Source organism: Kribbella sp. NPDC004536 (assembly GCF_042873835.1).
GTDB lineage: Bacteria > Actinomycetota > Actinomycetes > Propionibacteriales > Kribbellaceae > Kribbella.
The window spans coordinates 1-19905 of record NZ_JBIALY010000001.1 but is presented as its reverse complement, the minus strand read 5'-3'; the positions used below and the strand labels follow the sequence as shown (position 1 = coordinate 19905).

Annotated in this window: 15 protein-coding genes and 1 rRNA gene; 12 read left to right on the top strand and 4 right to left on the bottom strand. The window is 68.9% G+C overall.

Annotated features, from left to right (window positions below; genetic code table 11):
* The first annotated feature begins 50 nt into the window (after positions 1-50).
* On the top strand, positions 51-5765 hold the full coding sequence (locus tag ACFYRU_RS00080) for an Ig-like domain-containing protein (RefSeq protein WP_387651084.1): 5715 nt from the start codon (positions 51-53) through the stop codon (positions 5763-5765).
* A 1-nt stretch (position 5766) separates the two neighbouring features.
* Here the strand turns inward: ACFYRU_RS00080 and ACFYRU_RS00075 are convergent, their stop codons facing one another.
* The 3 genes from ACFYRU_RS00075 to ACFYRU_RS00065 are packed head-to-tail and all read right to left on the bottom strand — an operon-like array spanning position 5767 to position 7745.
* Complete coding sequence (locus tag ACFYRU_RS00075) at positions 5767-6285, bottom strand: GNAT family N-acetyltransferase (protein WP_387651081.1); 519 nt, start codon at positions 6283-6285, stop codon at positions 5767-5769.
* Between the two features lie 33 nt (positions 6286-6318).
* On the bottom strand, positions 6319-7194 hold the full coding sequence (locus tag ACFYRU_RS00070; protein ID WP_387651079.1) for an RNA polymerase sigma-70 factor: 876 nt from the start codon (positions 7192-7194) through the stop codon (positions 6319-6321).
* Positions 7191-7745 (bottom strand): carboxymuconolactone decarboxylase family protein, encoded by a 555-nt coding sequence (locus ACFYRU_RS00065; protein ID WP_387651077.1) that lies wholly within the window; start codon positions 7743-7745, stop codon positions 7191-7193. The genes ACFYRU_RS00070 and ACFYRU_RS00065 overlap by 4 nt, the downstream gene beginning before the upstream one ends.
* A 113-nt stretch (positions 7746-7858) precedes the next feature.
* Here ACFYRU_RS00065 and argC point away from each other — a divergent pair, with 113 nt between their 5' ends.
* The 8 genes from argC (at position 7859) to ACFYRU_RS00025 (ending at position 15787) form a co-directional block, all read left to right on the top strand.
* Entirely contained in the window at positions 7859-8890 is a 1032-nt protein-coding gene (gene argC / locus ACFYRU_RS00060; RefSeq protein WP_387651075.1) for an N-acetyl-gamma-glutamyl-phosphate reductase, read from the top strand.
* Positions 8887-10089, top strand: coding sequence for a bifunctional glutamate N-acetyltransferase/amino-acid acetyltransferase ArgJ (argJ, locus tag ACFYRU_RS00055; protein WP_387651073.1), 1203 nt, complete (start codon positions 8887-8889; stop codon positions 10087-10089). The genes argC and argJ overlap by 4 nt, the downstream gene beginning before the upstream one ends.
* Positions 10086-10955, top strand: a complete 870-nt coding sequence (gene argB / locus ACFYRU_RS00050) for an acetylglutamate kinase (protein ID WP_387651070.1) — start codon at positions 10086-10088, stop codon at positions 10953-10955. The genes argJ and argB overlap by 4 nt, the downstream gene beginning before the upstream one ends.
* The gene (locus ACFYRU_RS00045; RefSeq protein WP_387651068.1) at positions 10952-12151 is read left to right on the top strand and encodes an acetylornithine transaminase; all 1200 of its coding nucleotides are present in this window, start codon (positions 10952-10954) and stop codon (positions 12149-12151) included. The genes argB and ACFYRU_RS00045 overlap by 4 nt, the downstream gene beginning before the upstream one ends.
* Complete coding sequence (gene argF, locus ACFYRU_RS00040) at positions 12151-13083, top strand: ornithine carbamoyltransferase (RefSeq protein WP_387651066.1); 933 nt, start codon at positions 12151-12153, stop codon at positions 13081-13083. The genes ACFYRU_RS00045 and argF overlap by 1 nt, the downstream gene beginning before the upstream one ends.
* Positions 13084-13159: 76 nt before the next feature.
* Positions 13160-13672, top strand: coding sequence for an arginine repressor (locus ACFYRU_RS00035; protein ID WP_387651063.1), 513 nt, complete (start codon positions 13160-13162; stop codon positions 13670-13672).
* An 11-nt stretch (positions 13673-13683) separates the two neighbouring features.
* Positions 13684-15111: an argininosuccinate lyase gene (argH, locus tag ACFYRU_RS00030; RefSeq protein ID WP_387651060.1), complete on the top strand. Its 1428-nt coding sequence runs from the start codon at positions 13684-13686 to the stop codon at positions 15109-15111.
* Between the two features lie 10 nt (positions 15112-15121).
* Complete coding sequence (locus tag ACFYRU_RS00025; RefSeq protein ID WP_387651058.1) at positions 15122-15787, top strand: DNA-3-methyladenine glycosylase; 666 nt, start codon at positions 15122-15124, stop codon at positions 15785-15787.
* Here the strand turns inward: ACFYRU_RS00025 and ACFYRU_RS00020 are convergent.
* Complete coding sequence (locus ACFYRU_RS00020; protein WP_387651056.1) at positions 15784-16731, bottom strand: LLM class flavin-dependent oxidoreductase; 948 nt, start codon at positions 16729-16731, stop codon at positions 15784-15786. The genes ACFYRU_RS00025 and ACFYRU_RS00020 overlap by 4 nt on opposite strands.
* A 109-nt stretch (positions 16732-16840) precedes the next feature.
* On the opposite strand from ACFYRU_RS00020, the gene ACFYRU_RS00015 reads away from it, so the two are divergent.
* The 3 genes from ACFYRU_RS00015 to ACFYRU_RS00005 all read left to right on the top strand — a co-directional run.
* Positions 16841-17878, top strand: a complete 1038-nt coding sequence (locus ACFYRU_RS00015; RefSeq protein ID WP_387651053.1) for an App1 family protein — start codon at positions 16841-16843, stop codon at positions 17876-17878.
* 60 nt (positions 17879-17938) lie between these two features.
* Entirely contained in the window at positions 17939-19231 is a 1293-nt protein-coding gene (gene tyrS, locus ACFYRU_RS00010) for a tyrosine--tRNA ligase (RefSeq protein ID WP_387651051.1), read from the top strand.
* Positions 19232-19829: 598 nt separating this feature from the next.
* Positions 19830-19905: ribosomal RNA gene (locus tag ACFYRU_RS00005) — 16S ribosomal RNA — on the top strand; the annotation flags it as partial.

Below are 19905 nucleotides of genomic sequence, written 5' to 3'. Positions count from 1 at the left end.
CCGCCCGCGGCCGCAGCAGTTTCTTGTGATTGCTCGGGAGGGCTGGACACATGCGGGCAACCCGACCGGGGGCCATTCTTCTTGTCACCGGCCTGCTGAGCCTCGGCACTCTTGCAGCCAACGCCTACGAGGTCCCGACCGCGCCCTTCACCGCAGCGGCGACCACGGTGATGCCGGGGAGCGGACTGCGGCAGACGATCACCGTGAGTGGGTCGACCGAGCTCGGCGATCCGACCACGGCCGGCTTTCGCGGGAGCGGGCCGACCACGTACCAGCCCGCGATCGGGACGAACACGCCCGCGCAGGACGTCGTGGTGGACACCGGCGACTGCGCGTCCACCGGAGGCTGCGGTGACCGCGGCACGCTGACGATCGCGTTCTCGCAGCCCGTACGCAACCCTGTCCTGCACGTCGGCGGGCTCGGCGGCTCGGTGACCCGGACGGTCAGCGGGCGTACGGTCGCGCAGTCCGAACTGCATTCGATCCTGAAGCTCACCACCGCGGGCGTCAGCCTGACCAAGCTCGGCCAGGGCAACAACCTCGCCGTCACCAGCGACACGATCACGGCCGCGAATCACGACACCGGCCCGAACTGCGTCAACACCAAGTCTCCTTCCGGACTGGACACCTCCGCGACGGCCGCGTGCGGTTCGGTCCGGGTGAACGGCGTCGTCACGAAGGTCAGCTTCGGCCTCTCCGCGATGTTCACGAAGCACCCGAAGTTGCCCGCGCTGAACAACGGTTCGTCCGGCGACGCGTTCTCGATCGTCGCGACGGCGCCGGAGGATTTCGGCGATGCGCCCTCGTCGTACGGCGCCGCGTGGTCGGTGCTGAGCGACGTACAACTCGGCAGGACCGTCACCGAGGACAACGCGGCCGTTGCGAACGGGACGACTGGCCCGGTGGTCCCGGATCAGGGCGATGACGGAGTCGTCTTCAAGCCGCTGCACACCGGTAAGACCTCGTACTCGGCCGATCTGCAGCACGCGGGTACGTCGAAGGCCGGACGTGCTTGTGGATGGATCGACTTCAACGTCAACGGTTCGTTCGATCCGGGCGAGCGGGCGTGTGCCTCGTTCGCGGCCGGGCAGACGATGGTGACGTTGCGGTGGGCCGAGATCGCGCCGAAGGCAGGGGCGTCGTACGCGCGGGTGCGGGTCGGGTACAACACCGCGCAGGTCGAGAAGCCGGCCGGTGCGGCCGATGCCGGCGAGGTCGAGGACTACCCGTTCGCGATCACGCCGCCGCCCCCGCCGGTGCTGACCGACGACGTCGCGACGACGGCCTTCAACACTCCGGTCGTGGTCAAGGTGCTCGCGAACGACAAGCCCGGCGATCCGGCCGCGCAGCTCGTTCCCAGCACGTTGTGCATCGTCGATGATCAGACGTGCGTACAGATGGTCAACGTCGTCGGCCAGGCGAAATACGTTGCCGGCACCGACGGCACGATCCGGGTCGAGCCGGTCCCGGGGTTCGTCGGCCCGGCGAAACCTGTCACCTACCGCGTTGCCGACAGCAACGGTGCGGCGGCGACTGCGAAGCTGACCGTAACCGTGTCGCTCCCGGATCACCCGGTCGCCGTGCCCGACACCGTGTCGATGCCGCAGAACACCAGCGTGAGCGTGAAGCCGCTCGCCAACGACCACGCGGCCGCGGGCGTGCAACTCGTCCCGGGCTCCGTCGTACTGCGTGATCCGGCGGACGCGGCGTTCAAGAAGAAGGTCGTGATCGCCGGCGAGGGCGAGTACGTCGTGAAGCCCGACGGCGGCGTGGACTTCGTACCGGTACCGCGGTTCACCGGTGTCGGTACGTCGATCGGCTACCGCGTCACCGACACCACGCACCAGACCGCGGAGTCCACGCTCACGGTCACGGTCACCCCGGTGACCCCGACGGCCAACGGTGACTCGGTCTCGACAGCGTTCGACACCGACGTGGTCGTCCCGGTGCTCGACAACGATCTGCCAGGTTCGCCGGACGCCCCGCTCGTACCGTCGACGCTGCGGCTGATCGACCCTGTCACCAAGCAGCCTGTCGACAAGCTGACGATCCCGCACCAGGGCACGTACGTCGCCGCCGCCGGCAAGGTCATCTTCGACCCCCTGCACGGCTTCACCGGTGTGGGTACGCCGATCACGTACCAAGTGCTCGACAAGAACGGCACCGCGGCGCGCGCCGAGCTCACGGTCTCCGTCGCAGCGCCCGGCCCGCCGGTCGCGAACCCGGACTCGATCACCACCCTGCAGGGACGCAGTGTGGTGGTCGCCGTCCTCGACAACGACAAGCCGGGACCAACAGGAGCTCCGTTGAAGCCCGGCAGCGTACGCCTGCTGTCCGCGACCCAGCCCGTGCTCTCGCTCGTGATCGCCGGCCAAGGCAAGTATGTGGTCAAGGACGACGGCAAGGTGCTGTTCGACCCACTGCCGACGTTCAGCGGTACGGCGACCCCGGTCGGCTACCAGGTTGCCGACGGCAACGGTGCGGTCGGTAGGTCGACCCTGACGGTTCGTGTGACGAAGGTTCAGCCGGACGCGGCCGACGACACCGCGGGCACGGCGTACGACACCGACGTCACGGTGCCCGTGCTCGCCAACGACGACGCCGGCGACCCGTCCGTCCCGTTGGTGCCGAGCACCGTACGGCTGATCGACCCGGCGACGAAACTGCCGACGGCAACGCTCGTCGTCCCCGGGCAGGCGAAGTACACGACGACCGCGGACGGCACGATCCAGGTCGCCCCGGCGCCGAAGTTCGCCGGCACCGCGGCCCCGGTCACGTACCGGGTCGCGGATGTGAACGGTACGACGACCTCCGCGAGGCTGACTGTCACCGTCGCGAAGCCCGCGCCGCCGACCGCCGAACCCGACACGGTCACCGGCAAGCAGAACCTCCCGGTCCGGCTGAGCCCGCTGGCGAATGACCTCCCCGGCGTCGGCACGGTGCTCGACCCGCGCAGCCTCACGTTGGTCGATCCGGCCGACGGAGCGCTGAAGAAGCTGGTGAAGATCCCGGGGCAGGCCGTCTACCAGGTCAACCCCGACGGCACGATCACGGTCGACCCCCTGCCGACGTTCACGGGTTCGGCGACCAAGGTCACGTACCGGATCTCCGACGAGTTCGGGCAGACCGCGCGCTCGACGATCACCGTGACGATCGCGCCGATCACTCCGGTCGCGGCCGACGACACCGCGCGGACGCCGTACGACAAGACAGTCACGGTGAGCGTGCTCGGCAACGACAAGCCGGGCGACCCGACGGCCCCGCTCGTACCGGGCAGCCTGCAGCTGATCGATCCGGCGGACGGGCTGGCGAAGGAAGCAGTACGGATCCTGAACGAGGGCACGTACGGCGTGGACGGCGGAGCGATCCGGTTCGATCCCGCCGCGACGTTCCGCGGTCCGGGCACGCCGTTGACGTACCAGGTGGCCGACACGAACGGGACCAAGACGACCGCCCGGTTGACCGTCACCGTCGGGCAGCCGCCGATCGCGGTCGCGGACACCGGCTCCACGCTGCAGAACGTGACCGTGACGATCAACGTGCTCTCCAACGACCGCCCGGGAACCGATGCGACGCTGGAGCCCGGATCGGTCGTCCTGAACGGATCCGCGAAGCAGGTGACCGTTCCGCGCGAGGGCACCTACGCGGTCCAGCCGAGCGGAGCGATCGAGTTCGACCCGCTGCCGGCCTTCCGAGGCAAGGCGCAGCCGATCACGTATCGCGTCGCCGACTCGGACGGCAACCACGCCGCGGCGACGTTGACCATGACCGTCGTGCCGGTGAACCCGGTGGCCGTCGACGACTCGGCGGTCACGCCGTACGGGCATGCGATCACCGTCAACGTGCTGGCGAACGACAAGCCCGGCGACCCGTCGGCGCCGCTCGCGCCGGGCAGTGTCGTGGTGAAGGACGCGAACGGGAAGTACGGCAAGACGCTGACGCGCGTCGGTGAGGGGACGTACGCGGTCGACGCGTACGGCGGGGTGAAGTTCACGCCGGCCAAGGGGTTCCAGGGCGTAACGACGCCGACGACGTATCGGATCGCCGATGCCAACGGCACGACCGCGGAAGGCCTGCTGCTGGTGACGGTCGGCACTGGACCGAAGGCTGTCGGGGACTCGGTCGACACCAAGCAGAACGTCACGGTGACCGTCGATCCGCTCACGAACGACCAGCCCGGGACCGGCGCGCAGCTCGACCCGGCGTCGCTGCAGGTGTACGGCGCGACGTGGGGGCCGACGGCAACCGTTCCGGGGCAGGGCACGTTCACCGTGAAGGCCGGGAAGATCACGTTCGACCCAGAACCGGCGTACCGCGGTGTCGTGTCGGTCGCGTACCGGGTGCGGGACTCGACCGGGAACCTCGCCGGCGCGTCCGTCACGGTGACAGTCGCGCCGGTCGGCCCGGTGATCAAGGACGACGTCGCGAGTACGCCGTACGAGACCGCTCTGGTAGTCGATGTACTGGCGAACGACAGCCCGGGTGATCCGAGTGCTCCGTTGACAAACGTCCAGCTGATCGACCCGGTGAACGGTGGCCCGCTGTCCGCGCTCGTCGTGCCGGGGGAGGGGACGTTCACCGTGCAGCCGGCCGGCACGATCCGGTTCGCGCCGATCGACGGGTACGCGGGCGTCGCGGTCCCGGTCGGGTACCAGGTTGCCGACCGCAACGGCACGCTCGGTTCCGGCATGCTGACCGTGACGGTGCAGGCGCGGCCGGTCGCGGTGCCGGACTCCGAGCGGACCAAGCAGCACGTCGCTGTGACGATCGATCCGCTCGCGAACGACAAGCCGGGCCCGGGCGCCAAGCTCGACCCCGACTCGCTGCTGCTCGTCGGGGCGGACGACTCGCTGATCAATCAGGTCAGCACGCCGGCCGAGGGTACGTACGTGGTTGCCAACGGCAAGGTCACTTTCACGCCGGAGCCGGCCTTCTCCGGGACGGCACGACCGGTGGCGTACGAGGTGAAGGACTCGAACCAGAACGCGGCCCGCTCGACGATCACCGTCACGGTCGACCCGGTCCGCCCGGTGATCGCCGACGACAGCGCCGAGACCCCGTTCGGAACTCCGATTACCGTCGACGTGCTGAAGAACGACAAGCCAGGCGACCCGTCGGCGCCGCTCCGCACCGATTCCGTCGTACTGCGCGATCCGGCCGACGGTCAGGAGAAGAAGTCGGTCACCGTCCCGCGCGAAGGCAGCTTCGTCGTCGGCGACGGCACCGTCACGTACACGCCGGTGAAGGGCTTCGTCGGTACGACCCGGGCGCTCGTGTACCGGGTCACCGACGGGAACGGTACGTCGGACACCGCCCTGCTCGACGTCACCGTCGCCGGTCCGCTGCTCGCGAAGGCGGCACCGGACAGCGCTACCGGCACGCCGGGCAACCCCGTCACGGTCAACCCGTTGCTGAACGACAGCGGCACGATCAAGCCGAGCTCGGTCTGCCTCCGTACGACGGACTCGTGCACGAAGCACGTCACGACCAGCGCGGGCACCTGGTCGGTCGGCACCGACGGCACGGTCACGCTCAAACCGGTCGCCGCGTTCACCGGCACCGCGACGATGACCTACGAATCCGCCGGAGCGACCGCCGCCCCCGTCAAGTTCACCGTCGGCGCCCAACCCGTCGAGCAACCCCAGACCTACAACCGCGCCGACCTACCCCCAACCGGCGGCCCACCACCGGTCGTCCTCACCCTCGGCGTCCTGCTGGCCGCGCTCGGCGCCACCCTGGTAATACTTGCTCGAACTCGACGGTGAACTACAAGTCCTTCACCAGCATGAGCTCGTCGCGGTAGTCGTTCGGGGCGACGCGGATCGCGCGCGGATGCGTGCCGACGACGCGGTAGCCGAGCGGCCCGTAGAAGTGCTCCAGGCCGAGGCCACCGCGGATCGTCAGCTGCAACTGCTCGAGGCCGAGGTCGACCGCGGACCCCCGCAGTCCCTCCATCAGCAACCGCCCGGAACCGTTGCCCTGGTACTCCGGATGAACCATCACCCGCAGCACCGTCCGCCAGTGCGCCTGCAGCGCGCTTCCACGCGACACCAGCATGCCCATCCCGACGTACCGCTCGCCGTTGTGCAGCACCCCGAGCAGATCCAGCCCGGCCGCGACCCGGCCGAGCGCGCCGTCGAGGTTCTCCGCGACCAGGTCCACCGGCGCGGGCGGCGTGTACCCGACCGCACCGCCCGCGTTGGTCGCGGCCACCCAGGTGTCCAGCAGGTCCGCCCGCAACCCCGGATCGAGTGCCTCGTCCGGGTCCGCCACCAGATACTTCACCGCGCCTCCATCTGCGACTGAGTTGCAGATAGTCTACGGCTCGACCACCGGCACGCGGCCCAGCTTGTCCGGGTTCCGGATCAGGTACAGCTCGCTGATCGCGCCGTCGCTGGTCTCCAGGAAGGCGACCGTGTCCGGCACGTCGCCGTCGTACGCGATGAACGCGACCTCGCCGTTCAGCCTGCCCATCCGGATCTCGAACGTCGGGTTGTCCGCGAGCACCGCGAACAGCCACCGGGCGATCTTCTCCGCGCCGTGGATCGGTCGCAGCGCCGCACGCTTCTTGCCGCCGCCGTCGCTGATCAGTACGGCGTCCGGCGCGAGCAACGCGACCACCTGGTCGAAGTCGCCGGTCCCGGCGGCCTGCATGAACCGCATCGTCAACTCGTCGTGCCGCGCCTTGTCCACGCGGTGCCGCGGCTGCCGCGCGTGCACGTGCTCGCGGGCGCGGTGCGCGAGCTGCCGTACGGCGGACTCGGACCGCCCGAGCGTCTCCGCGATCTCGTCGTACGGCAGCTCGAAGACCTCCCGCAGTACGAACGTGGCCCGCTCGAGCGGGGACAGCGTCTCGAGTACGACGAGCATCGCCATGCTGACGGAGTCCGCGAGTTCGACCGCCGCGGCCGGGTCGTCGTCATCGACGGCGAGCGGTTCGGGCAGCCACGGGCCGACGTACGACTCCCGCCGCGCCTTCTGTTCGCGGAGCTTGTTGAGGGCCAGCCGGGTGGTGATCCGGATCAGGTATGCGCGTACGTCACGCACCTCGTCGTGGTCGACCCCGGTCCACCGCAGCCACGCCTCCTGGACCACGTCCTCCGCGTCGCTCACGCTCCCGACCACGCGGTACGCGGCGCCGACGAGTACCTGGCGGTGCTCGGCGAACTCCGCGGCGAGCTGTTCCTCGGTCACTGCACCGGCCTCAGTTCGCAGGACTCCTTGAAGCCCTGACTGGTCAGCCCGAGCGCCGCGTTCGTCCGGGAGCGGTAGTTCTCCAGCGAAACGAGCGCAGTGAGTTCGACCAGCTGCTCGTCGGAGAGGTCCGCCCGCAAGCGCTCGACCTGCTCGTCGGTGACCTCCGGCGGGGTCGCCGTCATCGCTTCGGCGTAGTCCATCACCGCGCGCTCCAGATCCGAGTAGACGTCACTGTCCCGCCACCCTGGCACATCCCGCAGCTTGGCCTGGTCGACACCCTGGTGATGGAACTCCCAGTACCCGAAGTCGATGCACCAGCTGCACCCGATCCGGGCCGACGTCACCATCACCGCGAGCGCCTTCAGGTCCGGGGCCAGCTTGTTCCAGCGCCCGGCCGACCCCTCCATCAGCAACATCGTGGTCAGCACCCGCCGGTTGTGCAGCGCCGCCTTCCCGGGCTCCAGCGCCTGGCCGTACTTACGCCGGCTGCCCCACTCCGCCAGCCGTACGAACCAGGTCCGCCTGTGCTCCAACTCGATCCGCGCCATCCGTCCTCCAAGGTCGTCGTCCACCCCAGGACACGCGCGGCCTACTGTTTGTGACATGCGCAGTGGATGAGCAGCTGTTGGATATTCATCCGGATCATGGCATACTCATTCACATGAGCGTGAAGGTGGCGGTGGCCGGTGCCAGCGGATATGCGGGGGGCGAGCTGCTCCGGTTGCTGAGCAGCCACCCCGGGGTCGAGATCGGCGCCCTGACCGCCGGCGGGAACGCCGGTACGGCGCTCGGTGTGCACCACCCGCACCTCGTGCCGCTGGCCGGGCGCATCCTGGTCGAGACCTCGGCGGAGGCTCTCGCCGGTCACGACGTGGTGTTCCTGGCCCTGCCGCACGGACAGTCCGCCGGAATCGCCGAGCAGCTCGGCGAGGACGTCACCGTGATCGACTGCGGCGCGGACTTCCGGCTGACCGAGGCCGAGGCGTGGGTCGAGTTCTACGGCGGCCAGCATGCAGGCTCCTGGCCGTACGGGCTCCCGGAGCTGCCCGGTCAACGGGACAAGCTCCGTGGTTCGAGCCGGGTCGCCGTACCGGGTTGTTATCCGACGGTCTCCACGCTGGCGTTGCTGCCTGCCGTACAGCACGGGCTCGTCGACCCCGGCCAGCTCGTGGTCGTCGCGGTCAGCGGTACGTCGGGCGCGGGCAAGGCCCCGAAGGCGCATCTGCTCGGTGCGGAGGTGATGGGTTCGGCCTCGGCGTACGGCGTCGGCGGCGTCCACCGGCACACCCCGGAGATCGAGCAGAACCTCACGCCGTACGCCGCGCAGCCCGTGAGCGTGTCGTTCACGCCCGTACTCGCGCCGATGGCCCGCGGCATTCTGGCGACCTGCAGCGCACCGGTTGCTGACGGCGCCGACTACGCGGCGTTGCGGCAGGCGTATGAGGACGCGTACGGCGACGAGCCGTTCATCCACCTCCTGCCCGAGGGACAGTGGCCGCAGACGCAGGCCACCCTCGGGGCGAACACCGTGCAACTCCAGGTCGCCCTCGACCAGCGGACCGGCCGCGCCGTCATCGTGGCCGCGATGGACAACCTCACCAAGGGCACCGCCGGCGCCGCCGTGCAGTGCATGAACCTGGCCATCGGTCTCGACGAGACCCTGGCCCTGCCCCTCGTAGGAGTAGCCCCGTGACGACAGTTGTCACCCCGGACACTCAAGTCGATCGGAGCGCCGGGGTCACCGCGCCGGCGGGTTTCCGCGCGGCCGGAGTGATCGCCGGGATCAAACCAGCCGGCACACCGGACCTCACCGTGGTCGTGAACGACGGCCCGCACGACGTCGCCGCAGGCGTATTCACCACGAACAAGGTGAAGGCCGCACCGGTGCTGTGGTCGCAGCAGGTCCTCACCGCGGGTGCCTTGAAGGCTGTGGTGCTCAACTCCGGTGGTGCTAATGCCTGCACTGGGCCGGAAGGATTTCAGGACACTCACCAGACTGCCGAGAAACTAGCTGCGGTACTGGGCGTCGGCGCTGCGCAGATCGGCGTATGTTCCACCGGGTTGATCGGTGAGCGACTTCCTATGGATGTTCTGATTCCTGGGATCGATCAGGCTGTTGCCGCTCTGGGGGATAGTGCTGAGGCGGGGCTGGCGGCGGCGACTGCGGTGATGACGACCGACAACGTGCCGAAGCAGGCCGCGGTGAAGCACCCGGACGGGTGGAGCATCGGCGGCTTCGCGAAGGGCGCGGGCATGTGCGCGCCGAACATGGCGACGATGCTGAGCGTCCTCACCACCGACGCCGTACTGGACCAGCCGCACCTCGACCACGCGCTCCGGAACGCGGTCGGCAAGACGTTCAACCGGCTCGACGTCGACGGCGGTACGTCGACCAACGACACCGTACTGCTGCTCAGCTCCGGCGCCTCCGGGGTGAGCGTCACGCCCGAGGCGTTCGAGGCCGCGCTGACCGCACTGGCTGCTGACCTGGTGAAGCAGTTGCAGGCGGACGCGGAGGGCGTCACCAAGCATGTGAGCATCACCGTGCAGGGCGCGGCGTCCGAGGCGGAGGCACTGGCCGCCGCCAAGATCGTTGCCGAGGACAACCTGTGCAAGACCGCGTTCTTCGCCTCCGACCCGAACTGGGGCCGGATCGCGATGGCGGTCGGCAACGCTCCGACGGCGTTCGACCCCGCGCTGCTCGACATCACCCTGAACGGCGCGGCCATCTGTGTCGCCGGCGGCAAGGGCGTCGACCGCTCCGAGGCCGACCTGAGCGGACTCGAGATCGACGTGGTCATCGACCTGCACGCCGGTCCCGCGTCCGCGACGGTTCTCACCACGGACCTCTCGCACGCGTACGTCGAAGAGAACTCGGCGTACTCCTCATGATGGATGCCGTCGAGAAGGCCGCGGTCCTCACCGAGGCCCTGCCCTGGTTGAAGCAGTTCCACGGCAAGACCGTCGTGGTGAAGTACGGCGGCAACGCCATGATCGACGAGAAGCTCAAGCGTGCGTTCGCGGAGGACATCGTGTTCCTCCGGTACGCCGGGGTCCGGGTCGTCGTGGTGCACGGCGGCGGACCGCAGATCAGCGACATGCTCGGCCGGCTCGGGATCGACAGCGAGTTCCGCGGCGGGCTCCGGGTCACCACGCCCGAGGCGATGGACGTCGTCGGCATGGTCCTGGTCGGCAAGGTCGGCCGGGAACTGGTCGGCCTGCTGAACGCGCACGGCCCGTTCGCGGTCGGCATGTCCGGCGAGGACGCGGGGCTGTTCACCGCCGAGCGCCGGACCGCGCTCGTGGACGGCGAGCAGGTCGACATCGGGCTGGTCGGCGACGTGGTCGAGGTCCGGCCGGAGGCGGTGGTCGACCTGATCGACGCGGGCCGGATCCCGGTGGTGTCGACGATCGCGCCGGACGAGGACGGCCAGGCGCACAACGTGAACGCCGACACCGCGGCTGCCGCGCTGGCGTCGGCGCTCGGGGCCGAGAAGCTCGTCGTACTCACCGACGTCGCCGGGCTGTACCGGAACTGGCCGGACAGCGACGAGATCATCACCCAGATCGACACCGACGAACTCGCCGAACTGCTGCCGACGCTCGCGTCCGGCATGGTGCCGAAGATGGAGGCCTGCCTGCGCGCGGTCGAGTCGGGCGTGTCCCGGGCCACCGTGATCGACGGCCGGGTGCCGCATTCGTTGCTGCTGGAGATCTTCACCGACGCAGGAAGTGGAACCCAGGTGATCCCCTCATGACCGAACTGCTCACCGTCGACGGCACCCAAGCCGCGCTCACTTCTCGTTACTCGAACGCGCTGATGAATACGTTCGGGGAGCCGAAGCGTGTCCTCGTCCGCGGCGAGGGTGCGTACCTGTGGGATGCCGACGGCAACAAGTACCTCGACCTTCTCGGCGGGCTCGCGGTCAACTGCCTCGGCCACGCACATCCGTTCGTGGTGTCTGCGGTCACCTCGCAGCTCGCCACCCTCGGCCACGTCTCGAACTTCTTCGCGTCCGCGCCACAGATCGCGCTGGCCGAGAAGCTGCTCGGTCTGTTCGAGGTCCCGGGCAAGGTGTTCTTCACGAACTCCGGCACCGAGGCGAACGAGGCCGCGTTCAAGATCACCCGGCGCACCGGCCGTCGCAAGATCGTCTCGACGATCGGGGCGTTCCACGGACGGTCGATGGGCGCGCTCGCGATCACCTGGAAACCGGCATACCGGGAGGCGTTCGCGCCACTACCCGGCGACGTCGAGTTCGTGCCGTACGGCGACGCCGAGGCGCTGGCCGCCGCCGTCGACGATCAGACCGCGGCGGTGGTCCTCGAACCGATCCAGGGCGAGAACGGTGTCGTCGTACCACCGGCCGGATACCTGCAGGCCGCGCGGCGGATCACGTCCGAGCACGGCGCGCTGCTGTGGATCGACGAGATCCAGACCGGGATCGGGCGGACCGGGACCTGGTTCGCTTTCGAGCAGGACGGGATCACCCCGGACCTGGTGACCGTCGCGAAGGGACTCGGCGCGGGCATCCCGGTCGGTGCGTGCATCGGGCTCGGTACGGCCGCGGACCTGCTGCAGCCGGGGAACCACGGGACCACGTTCGGCGGCAACCCGGTCGCGGCGATCGCCGGGCTCGCCGTACTGACCGTGATCGAACGCGACGGCCTGCTCGACCAGGTGAATGCCGTCGGCAACCACCTCGCGTCGTCGGTGATCGGGCTCGACCACCAGTTGATCGCGGGCGTCCGCGGGCGCGGGCTGCTGCTTGCGATCCAGCTGACCAAGCCGGTGTCGGACCAGGTCGCGGCGCTCGCGCTGGAGGCCGGGTTCGTGGTGAACAACCCGATCCCGGACGCGTTGCGGCTGGCGCCGCCGTACATCCTCAGCAAGGCTGATGCGGACAGTTTCGTCGCGGCCCTCCCCGGGCTGCTCGACAAGGTGGAGATCTGATGGTGCGGCACTTCCTGCGGGACGACGACCTGTTGCCGGTCGAACAGGACGAGGTACTCACGCTGGCCGCGCAGCTGGCCGGGGACCGTCTTGCCCACCAGCCTCTGGCCGGGCCGAAGACCGTGGCCGTGATCTTCGACAAGACGTCGACCCGGACGCGGATCTCGTTCGCGGTCGGGATCGCGGAGCTCGGCGGTTCGCCGCTGATCATCGACGCGCAGACGTCGCAAATGGGCCGCGGCGAGCCGATCGCGGACACCGCGCGGGTGCTCGACCGGCAGGTCGCGGCGATCGTCTGGCGGACGTCCGGGCAGAACCGGATCGAGGAGATGGCCGGCGCGTCGTCGGTACCGGTGATCAACGCGCTGACCGACGAGTTCCACCCGTGCCAGATCCTCGCGGACCTGCAGACCGTACGGCAGCACAAGGGCGCGACGGCCGGGCTGAAGCTCGTGTACCTCGGCGACGGCGCGAACAACATGGCGCACTCGTACCTGCTCGGCGGCGCGACCGCGGGCATGCATGTCGTGATCGGATCGCCGGCCGAGTACCAGCCTGATCCGGCGGTGCTGGCGCGGGCCGCGGAGATCGCTTCCTCGACGGGTGGATCGGCGGTGTGGACCGCGGACGCGGCCGCCGCCGTGGACGGTGCCGATGTCGTTGCCACCGACACCTGGGTGTCGATGGGGCAGGAGGCCGAGGCGGCTTCGCGGGAGGCGCCGTTCGTGCCGTACGCCGTCACCGAGCAACTCCTCGGCAAGGCGAAGCCGGATGCGATCGTGTTGCACTGCCTGCCCGCCTATCGTGGCAAGGAGATCGAGGCGGCCGTGATCGACGGCCCGCAGTCGGTCGTCTGGGACGAGGCCGAGAACCGGCTGCACGCGCAGAAGGCGCTGCTGTCATGGCTGCTGGCAAGGAGTTTTGACGCATGAACGAGCGCAGCGAGTTCATCATCAAGCACAGCGTTCTTCGTGCCTCATCCGCGCCCGGAGCGAAGCGAGGACGTGGATGAGTATCGCCGTACCGACTACCAAGACCGCTCGGCAGCAGCGGATCGTAGACCTGCTCGGGCGGCAGCCCGTGCGGTCGCAGACCGAGCTGGCCGATCTGCTGGCCGCGTCCGGTCTGGTGGTCGGGCAGGCGACGCTCTCGCGGGACCTGGTCGAGATCGGTGCGGTGAAGGTCCGCGACTCGTCCGGCCAGCTCGTGTACGCCGTACCGGGTGAAGGCGGCGACCGTACGCCGCGCGCCGGCGAGGCGGCCGCCTTCGAGGCGCGGCTGGCCCGGGTCGCGTCCGAGCTCCTGGTGTCCGCGGAGGGCAGCGCCAACCTGGTGATCCTGCGAACCCCGCCGGGAGCGGCCCAGTACTTCGCGTCGGCGATCGACCACGTGGGACTGGACGACGTTCTCGGCACCATCGCCGGCGACGACACCGTCATGGTCGTCTCCCGCAACCCCACCGGCGGGCAGGCCCTGGCCGCCCGCTTCCTGTCCCTCGCCGCCCGCTCCGAACCGAAGTAGAGGAAGTTGTTGTGAGTAGTGCACAGAACGCCGCCCGGGACTCAGCTCTCTGGGGCGCCCGCTTCTCCGGTGGCCCAGCCGACGCGCTGGCGGCGCTGAGCAAGTCCACGGACTTCGACTGGCGGCTGGCGCCGTACGACATCGCCGGATCGAAGGCGCACGCGAAGGTACTGCACCGCGCCGGTCTGCTGACCGACGAGGACCTGGCCGCGATGCTGGCGGGTCTTGACGGGCTGCTGGCCGACGTACTCTCCGGGGAGTTCCTTCCGGCGCCGGAGGACGAGGACGTACACACGGCGCTCGAGCACGGCCTGTTGATGCGGCTCGGTGCCGAGCTCGGCGGCCGGCTGCGCGCCGGCCGGTCCCGCAACGACCAGGTCGCGACGCTCTACAAGGCATATCTGCGCGAGCACGCGCGGATCATCGGGCGGCTCGTGCTCGACCAGATCAACGTGCTGGCGGACCAGGCCGCACAGCACCTCGGCGTGGCCATGCCAGGTCGCACGCACCTGCAGCACGCGCAGCCCGTACTGCTCTCCCACCACCTGCTCGCGCACGCGTGGCCGTTGATCCGCGACCTCGACCGGCTCGCCGACTGGGACGCCCGCGTCGCGGCGGATTCGCCGTACGGCTCGGGTGCGCTGGCCGGCAGCTCGCTGGGGCTGGATCCGGTCTTTGTGGCTCGGGAACTCGGCTTCACGAACTCGTCGGCGAACTCGATCGACGGGACGTCGTCGCGGGACTTCGTCGCGGAGTTCGCGTTCGTGCTGGCGCAGATCGGCGTCGACCTGTCCCGGCAGGCCGAGGAGGTGATCATCTGGGCGACGAAGGAGTTCGGTTTCGTCGAGCTGGACGACGCGTTCTCGACCGGGTCGAGCATCATGCCGCAGAAGAAGAACCCGGACATCGCCGAACTCGCCCGCGGCAAGGCCGGCCGGCTGATCGGCAACCTCAGCGGCCTGCTCGCGACGCTGAAGGCGCAGCCGCTCGCGTACAACCGGGACCTGCAGGAGGACAAGGAGCCGGTCTTCGACTCCATCGACACCCTCGAGGTGCTGCTGCCCGCGTTCACCGGGATGATCCGGACGCTGCGCTTCAACTCCGCCCGCTTGGCGGAGCTGGCTCCGCAGGGCTTCTCGCTCGCCACCGACATCGCCGAGTGGCTGGTGCGTCAGAAGGTCCCGTTCCGCGTCGCCCACGAACTGGCCGGCGCCTGCGTCCAGGCCTGCGAGAAGCGCGGCATCGAACTCTGGGACCTCTCCGACGAAGACCTGGCCGCAATCTCCCCTGAACTGACCCCCGAGGTCCGCTCGGTCCTCACCGTCCAAGGTTCCCTGGCCTCCCGCAACACCCGCGGCGGCACAGCCCAACCCCAGGTCGAGTCCCAGCTGACCGAACTCCGCACCCGTGCAGAGGAACACGCCACCCGTCTCGCTTAGGGTGCTGCGCATGCGGCGTTCAGTTCTGGCTGGTCCTGTGCTCGAGGTGGCGCCGAAGCTTCTCGGGACGGTGTTGCGCAGCACCACCGACGAGGGAACTGTCGCCGTACGGCTGACCGAGGTCGAGGCGTACGACGGGCCGAACGATCCGGGGTCGCACGCCTACCGCGGGGAGACTCCGCGGAACGCGGTGATGTTCGGCCCGCCCGGGTTCCTGTACGTGTACTTCACGTACGGCATGCACTTCTGCATGAACGTTGTCGTCGGCCCCGACAGCAAACCCTCCGCCGTACTGCTCCGAGCCGGCGAGGTCATCGAAGGCCTCGAACTGGCCCGCATCCGCCGCGGCCAGCCTGCGCCCCAGAAGTCCGTCTTCAACCAGGTGCGCCCGGGTCCCACGACCAAACGCCCCGCCGCGAACCCGGACCGCGACCTCGCCCGCGGCCCGGCCCGCCTGTGTGTTGCGCTGGGCATCGGACGTGACGGCAACGGCATCGACCTGCTGTCCAAGGACTCGCCCATCCAGCTCCTGAACGGCTCCGGGTACGACGGCGTACCGGCCACCGGCCCGCGCGTCGGCCTCCGCGAAGCCGCCGACCGCCCGTGGCGCTTCTGGATCCCGAACGACCCCACGGTCTCCCCGTACCGCCCCCACGTCCCGAAGAAGCGCGCTTAGCGGTTGGTGAGCTCGAGCACGTAGTCCAGCTGCGGCAGCCCGTGCTCCACCTCCGGATCCGGGAACAACCCGACATGATCCACCCCGGCCGCCTCCAGCCCGTCGAGGTGCACGGCCGCGTCCTCGAGCGTCCCGATCGCGCCGATCGCGGTCCACCAGTCGCGCGGCATCCCGACCAGCGCGGCCTCGCCACCCGCGTCGTACAGCGCCTTCAGATCGTCGAAGAACGGCAACGCGGTCAGCTGCGGCGCCCGGTCGGCGATCCGCCAACCGAGCCACGGCGCGGTCCACTCGTACGCCGCCTTCCGGTCGTCCCGTACGCACATCGCCGTGAACGTCGCCACCACGAACCCGTCGGGCGATCCGGCGTACTCCACCGACTGCCGTACGTACAGCGCGGTGGCCGGCTCCGCGAGCACGACACCGTTCGCGACCCGGCCCGCGAGCGCCATCGACTTCGGCCCCTGCACGCCGAGCAGGATCGGCGGGACCTCGGCCGGCGGCGCGTCGAGCTTCACCTTGTCGAGGTACACCGCTTTGCCCTCGAAGCTCACCTCTTCACCTCGCAGCAACCTGGTGACGGTCGTGGTGACCTCCTCGAGCGTCGTCAGCGGCGACTTCGGCCGGACGCCCATCTGTCCCATCCAGGACTGCACCCCATGACCGATCCCGGGCAGGAACCGCCCCGGCCCGAGCGCCGCCAGCGTCGCGAACTCCATCGCGGTCACGGCAGCCGTACGCACCACCGCCGGCACGATCCCGAGCCCGACGGTCAGCCGCTCGGTCGACGTCAGCGCGGCCGACACCAGCGACGGACCGGCGGTGTAGAAGCAGTCCTCGATGATCCAGAGCCCGTCCGCGCCACCGCGGTCGAGGCGCCGCGCGACATCGGTGACGAGCGCGGCCGGATAGGTCCGTGGGAAGCACATTCCGAGAGCGGTCATGGGTAGACGGTAGGTGGTGGTTCGGACAGTTTGTGAACGCTGGGTCAAAGGTGTCCACGCACCGCGGGGGAGGACGACTAGCGGCCCGTGCTCCGGGTAGGTTTCTGGTATGGCCCGTCCGCACTACGCATCCCGTCTCGAGGACTGGTTCAACGTCGGGGTGCAGGCCGTGTTGCGGCGGCGTGGCTGGCAGGAGCGGATCATCCCGCAGGTCGGTTACGGCAACACCGAGTTCGTCCGGGTCCTCGCGCGGGTCGTGCTCGGCCGGGACCCACGCAACCAGCCGCGGTACGACGAGGACCAGGTGGTGCGTGGCTGGCGCGCGTTCGTCACGGCGCCGGCGGTGAAGGTGCCGGTGACGGTCACCGTGAGCGGGCAGACGTTCGAGGCGCTCACCGATCGCGGTGGGTTCATCGACCTCACCGTGCCGGTGGTGCTGCCGCCGGGGTGGCACGAGATTCTCCTGGGCGTACACGGCGATCGGCAGGCACGGGCCCGGATCTTCGTGCCGGACCCCGACGCGACGTTCGGTCTGGTCAGCGACATCGACGACACCGTGATCCTGACGATGCTGCCGCGGCCGATGATCGCCGCCTGGAACACGTTCGTCCGGGACGAGCAGGCGCGCCGCGTCGTACCAGGAATGGCCGGGCTGTACGAAGAGCTCCTGGCGGACCACCCTGGTGCTCCGATGTTCTACCTGTCCACCGGCGCGTGGAACACCGCTCCGACGTTGACACGCTTCTTCGCGCGGCACGGGTACCCGCCGGGACCGTTGCTGATGACGGACTGGGGGCCTACGAACACCGGGTGGTTCCGTAGCGGGCAGGAGCACAAGCGGACCGCCCTGCGCCGGCTGGCCCGCGAGTTCCCGAACGTACGGTGGGTGCTGATCGGCGACGACGGCCAGCACGACCCGCAGTTGTACGGCGACTTCGCACAGAGCCACCCGGACCATGTGCTCGCCATTGGCATCCGCCAGCTGACCCCGGCCGAGCAGGTGCTCTCGCACGGTCTACCCGTGCCGAACGCGGACCCTGGCGCCCACGACCCACACCGGCCCACCGCTGTCACAGTGCAGGGCCCTGACGGGCATGCGCTCCGTCCACAACTGCGTTCGGTGCTAGCGCGTCCTGAGACCACCTGATCGGCCAGTTCTCGCCGTACAGGACACTAGTAGTGACCGACGTACTCGAGGAGAGAACTAGTGACCGAACGCCGCACTCAGGTGCTTGACGACCTGGAGAGCCGTGGCCTGATCGCCCACTCGACCGATCCGGACGCACTCCGGGCCTCGATGGCGGCCGGGCCGATCACCTCCTATGTCGGTTTCGACCCCACCGCGCCCAGCCTGCACATGGGGAACCTGCTGCAGCTGCTGACGCTGCGGCGGCTCCAGCTGGCCGGCCACAACCCGATCGGGCTCGTCGGCGGCGCCACCGGGTTGATCGGCGATCCCAAGGAGACGTCGGAGCGGGTGCTGAACCCGAAGGACGTCGTCCACGAGTGGGTGGAGCGCGTGCGCTCCCAGGTGGAGAAGTTCGTCGACTTCGACCCGTCGCTGCCGAACCCGGCCCGGATCGTCAACAACTACGACTGGACCAAGGACCTCAACACGCTCGACTTCCTGCGGGACATCGGGAAGCACTTCCCGGTGAACCGCATGCTCGGCCGTGAGGTGGTGAAGGCGCGGCTGGAACAGGGGATCAGCTACACGGAGTTCAGCTACGTACTACTGCAGTCGCTGGACTTCCTCGAGCTGTACAGGCGGCACAACTGCACGCTGCAGACAGGCGGTAGCGACCAATGGGGCAACCTGACCGCCGGCGTGGAGCTCATCCGCCGTACTGATCAGGGCAAGGCGCACGCACTGGCGACCCCACTGGTCACCAAGGCGGACGGGACCAAGTTCGGGAAGACCGAGTCCGGCACGGTGTGGCTGGACCGCGAGCTGACGACGCCGTACGCGTTCTACCAGTTCTGGTTCAACACCGACGACCGCGACGTGATGCAGCTGGTGCGGTTCTACACGTTCCGGACCGCGGAGGAGATCGCCGCGCTGGAGCAGGCGACTGCAGAACGCCCCCAGGCGCGAGAGGCGCAACGGGTGCTCGCGGAGGACGTCACGACACTGGTGCATGGAGCCGAGGAGACCCGGCGAGTGCAGGAAGCGTCGAGGGCGTTGTTCGGTCAGGGGGAGTTGGGGTCGCTGGACGGCTCCACGCTCGTCGCCGCATTGCGCGAGGCACCGCACGTGGAGCTGGGGGCAGGTGAACAGATGCCGACGTACGGCGACCTCTTGGTGAAGTCCGGTCTGGTCGCGAGCAAGTCGGCGGCCCGGCGGACGGTGGCCGAGGGCGGCGCGTACCTGAACAACGAGAAGGTGAAGGACGCGGAGTACGTACCGGCGGCGGACGACCTGCTGCCCGGTGGCGTCCTCGTACTGAGGCGCGGGAAGCGTTCATTTGCGGGGGTTCTGGCCTCGCCGGCGCAGGGCTGACGGATCGCCGCAGCTCGCGGGTGGGAGTGGCCTCCACTCCCACATCCGGGTTGCCGAAGGCAAATTACAAGCCTGTGATTCAGCCCACCGGGAGCCGATTTGACCGGCCACCTGGGAGCCACGTAATGTTCTTCTTGTTGGAAGCGAGCGCGGGACGCGAAAGCGGCCGGACCTTCCAAAACCCCCAAAGGCTAGCTCAGCCGGAACGCGTCTTCGGACTCGGGTCGGCCAGCAAGACGCGGGTGCGGATCGAGAAAAACTGGGACTTGACCCGGTGGATCTGATCCGGTAGAGTAACGCAGGTTGCCCCGGGAGCCTGGCTGCAAGGCCAAGCTGCGGTGTGCGTCCGATTCTTGAGAACTCAACAGCGTGCCGAAAGTCAATGCCGAAAGATGCATTAACCCTGTCCACAGGCATTAGATGACGATCCTAGCCCCCCGGGTTTTCTGGGTTGGGTGTGGGATGGTTGTTGTCTGTGGGTGGATTCCTTTGAAATATTTACGGATGACAAGCCAGTGATGGTTTTGTTTCTGATGTTCAAAGGATCTACTCAAAGTAGTCTGTTATCCACAGCTCTGTTGTGGTTGACATATAGATTTCAACGGAGAGTTTGATCCTGGCTCAGGACGAACGCTGGCGGCGTGCTTAACACATGCAAGTCGAGCGGTAAGGCC

Bases quoted from the DNA above. Each gene is read 5' to 3' on its own strand.
- ACFYRU_RS00080 (WP_387651084.1), top strand. From the start codon at position 51: ATGCGGGCAACCCGACCGGGGGCCATTCTTCTTGTCACCGGCCTGCTG.
- ACFYRU_RS00065 (WP_387651077.1), bottom strand. From the start codon at position 7,745: ATGGCGCGGATCGAGTTGGAGCACAGGCGGACCTGGTTCGTACGGCTG.
- argC (WP_387651075.1), top strand. From the start codon at position 7,859: ATGAGCGTGAAGGTGGCGGTGGCCGGTGCCAGCGGATATGCGGGGGGC.
- argB (WP_387651070.1), top strand. From the start codon at position 10,086: ATGATGGATGCCGTCGAGAAGGCCGCGGTCCTCACCGAGGCCCTGCCC.
- ACFYRU_RS00045 (WP_387651068.1), top strand. From the start codon at position 10,952: ATGACCGAACTGCTCACCGTCGACGGCACCCAAGCCGCGCTCACTTCT.
- argF (WP_387651066.1), top strand. From the start codon at position 12,151: ATGGTGCGGCACTTCCTGCGGGACGACGACCTGTTGCCGGTCGAACAG.
- ACFYRU_RS00035 (WP_387651063.1), top strand. From the start codon at position 13,160: ATGAGTATCGCCGTACCGACTACCAAGACCGCTCGGCAGCAGCGGATC.
- ACFYRU_RS00025 (WP_387651058.1), top strand. From the start codon at position 15,122: ATGCGGCGTTCAGTTCTGGCTGGTCCTGTGCTCGAGGTGGCGCCGAAG.
- ACFYRU_RS00020 (WP_387651056.1), bottom strand. From the start codon at position 16,731: ATGACCGCTCTCGGAATGTGCTTCCCACGGACCTATCCGGCCGCGCTC.
- ACFYRU_RS00015 (WP_387651053.1), top strand. From the start codon at position 16,841: ATGGCCCGTCCGCACTACGCATCCCGTCTCGAGGACTGGTTCAACGTC.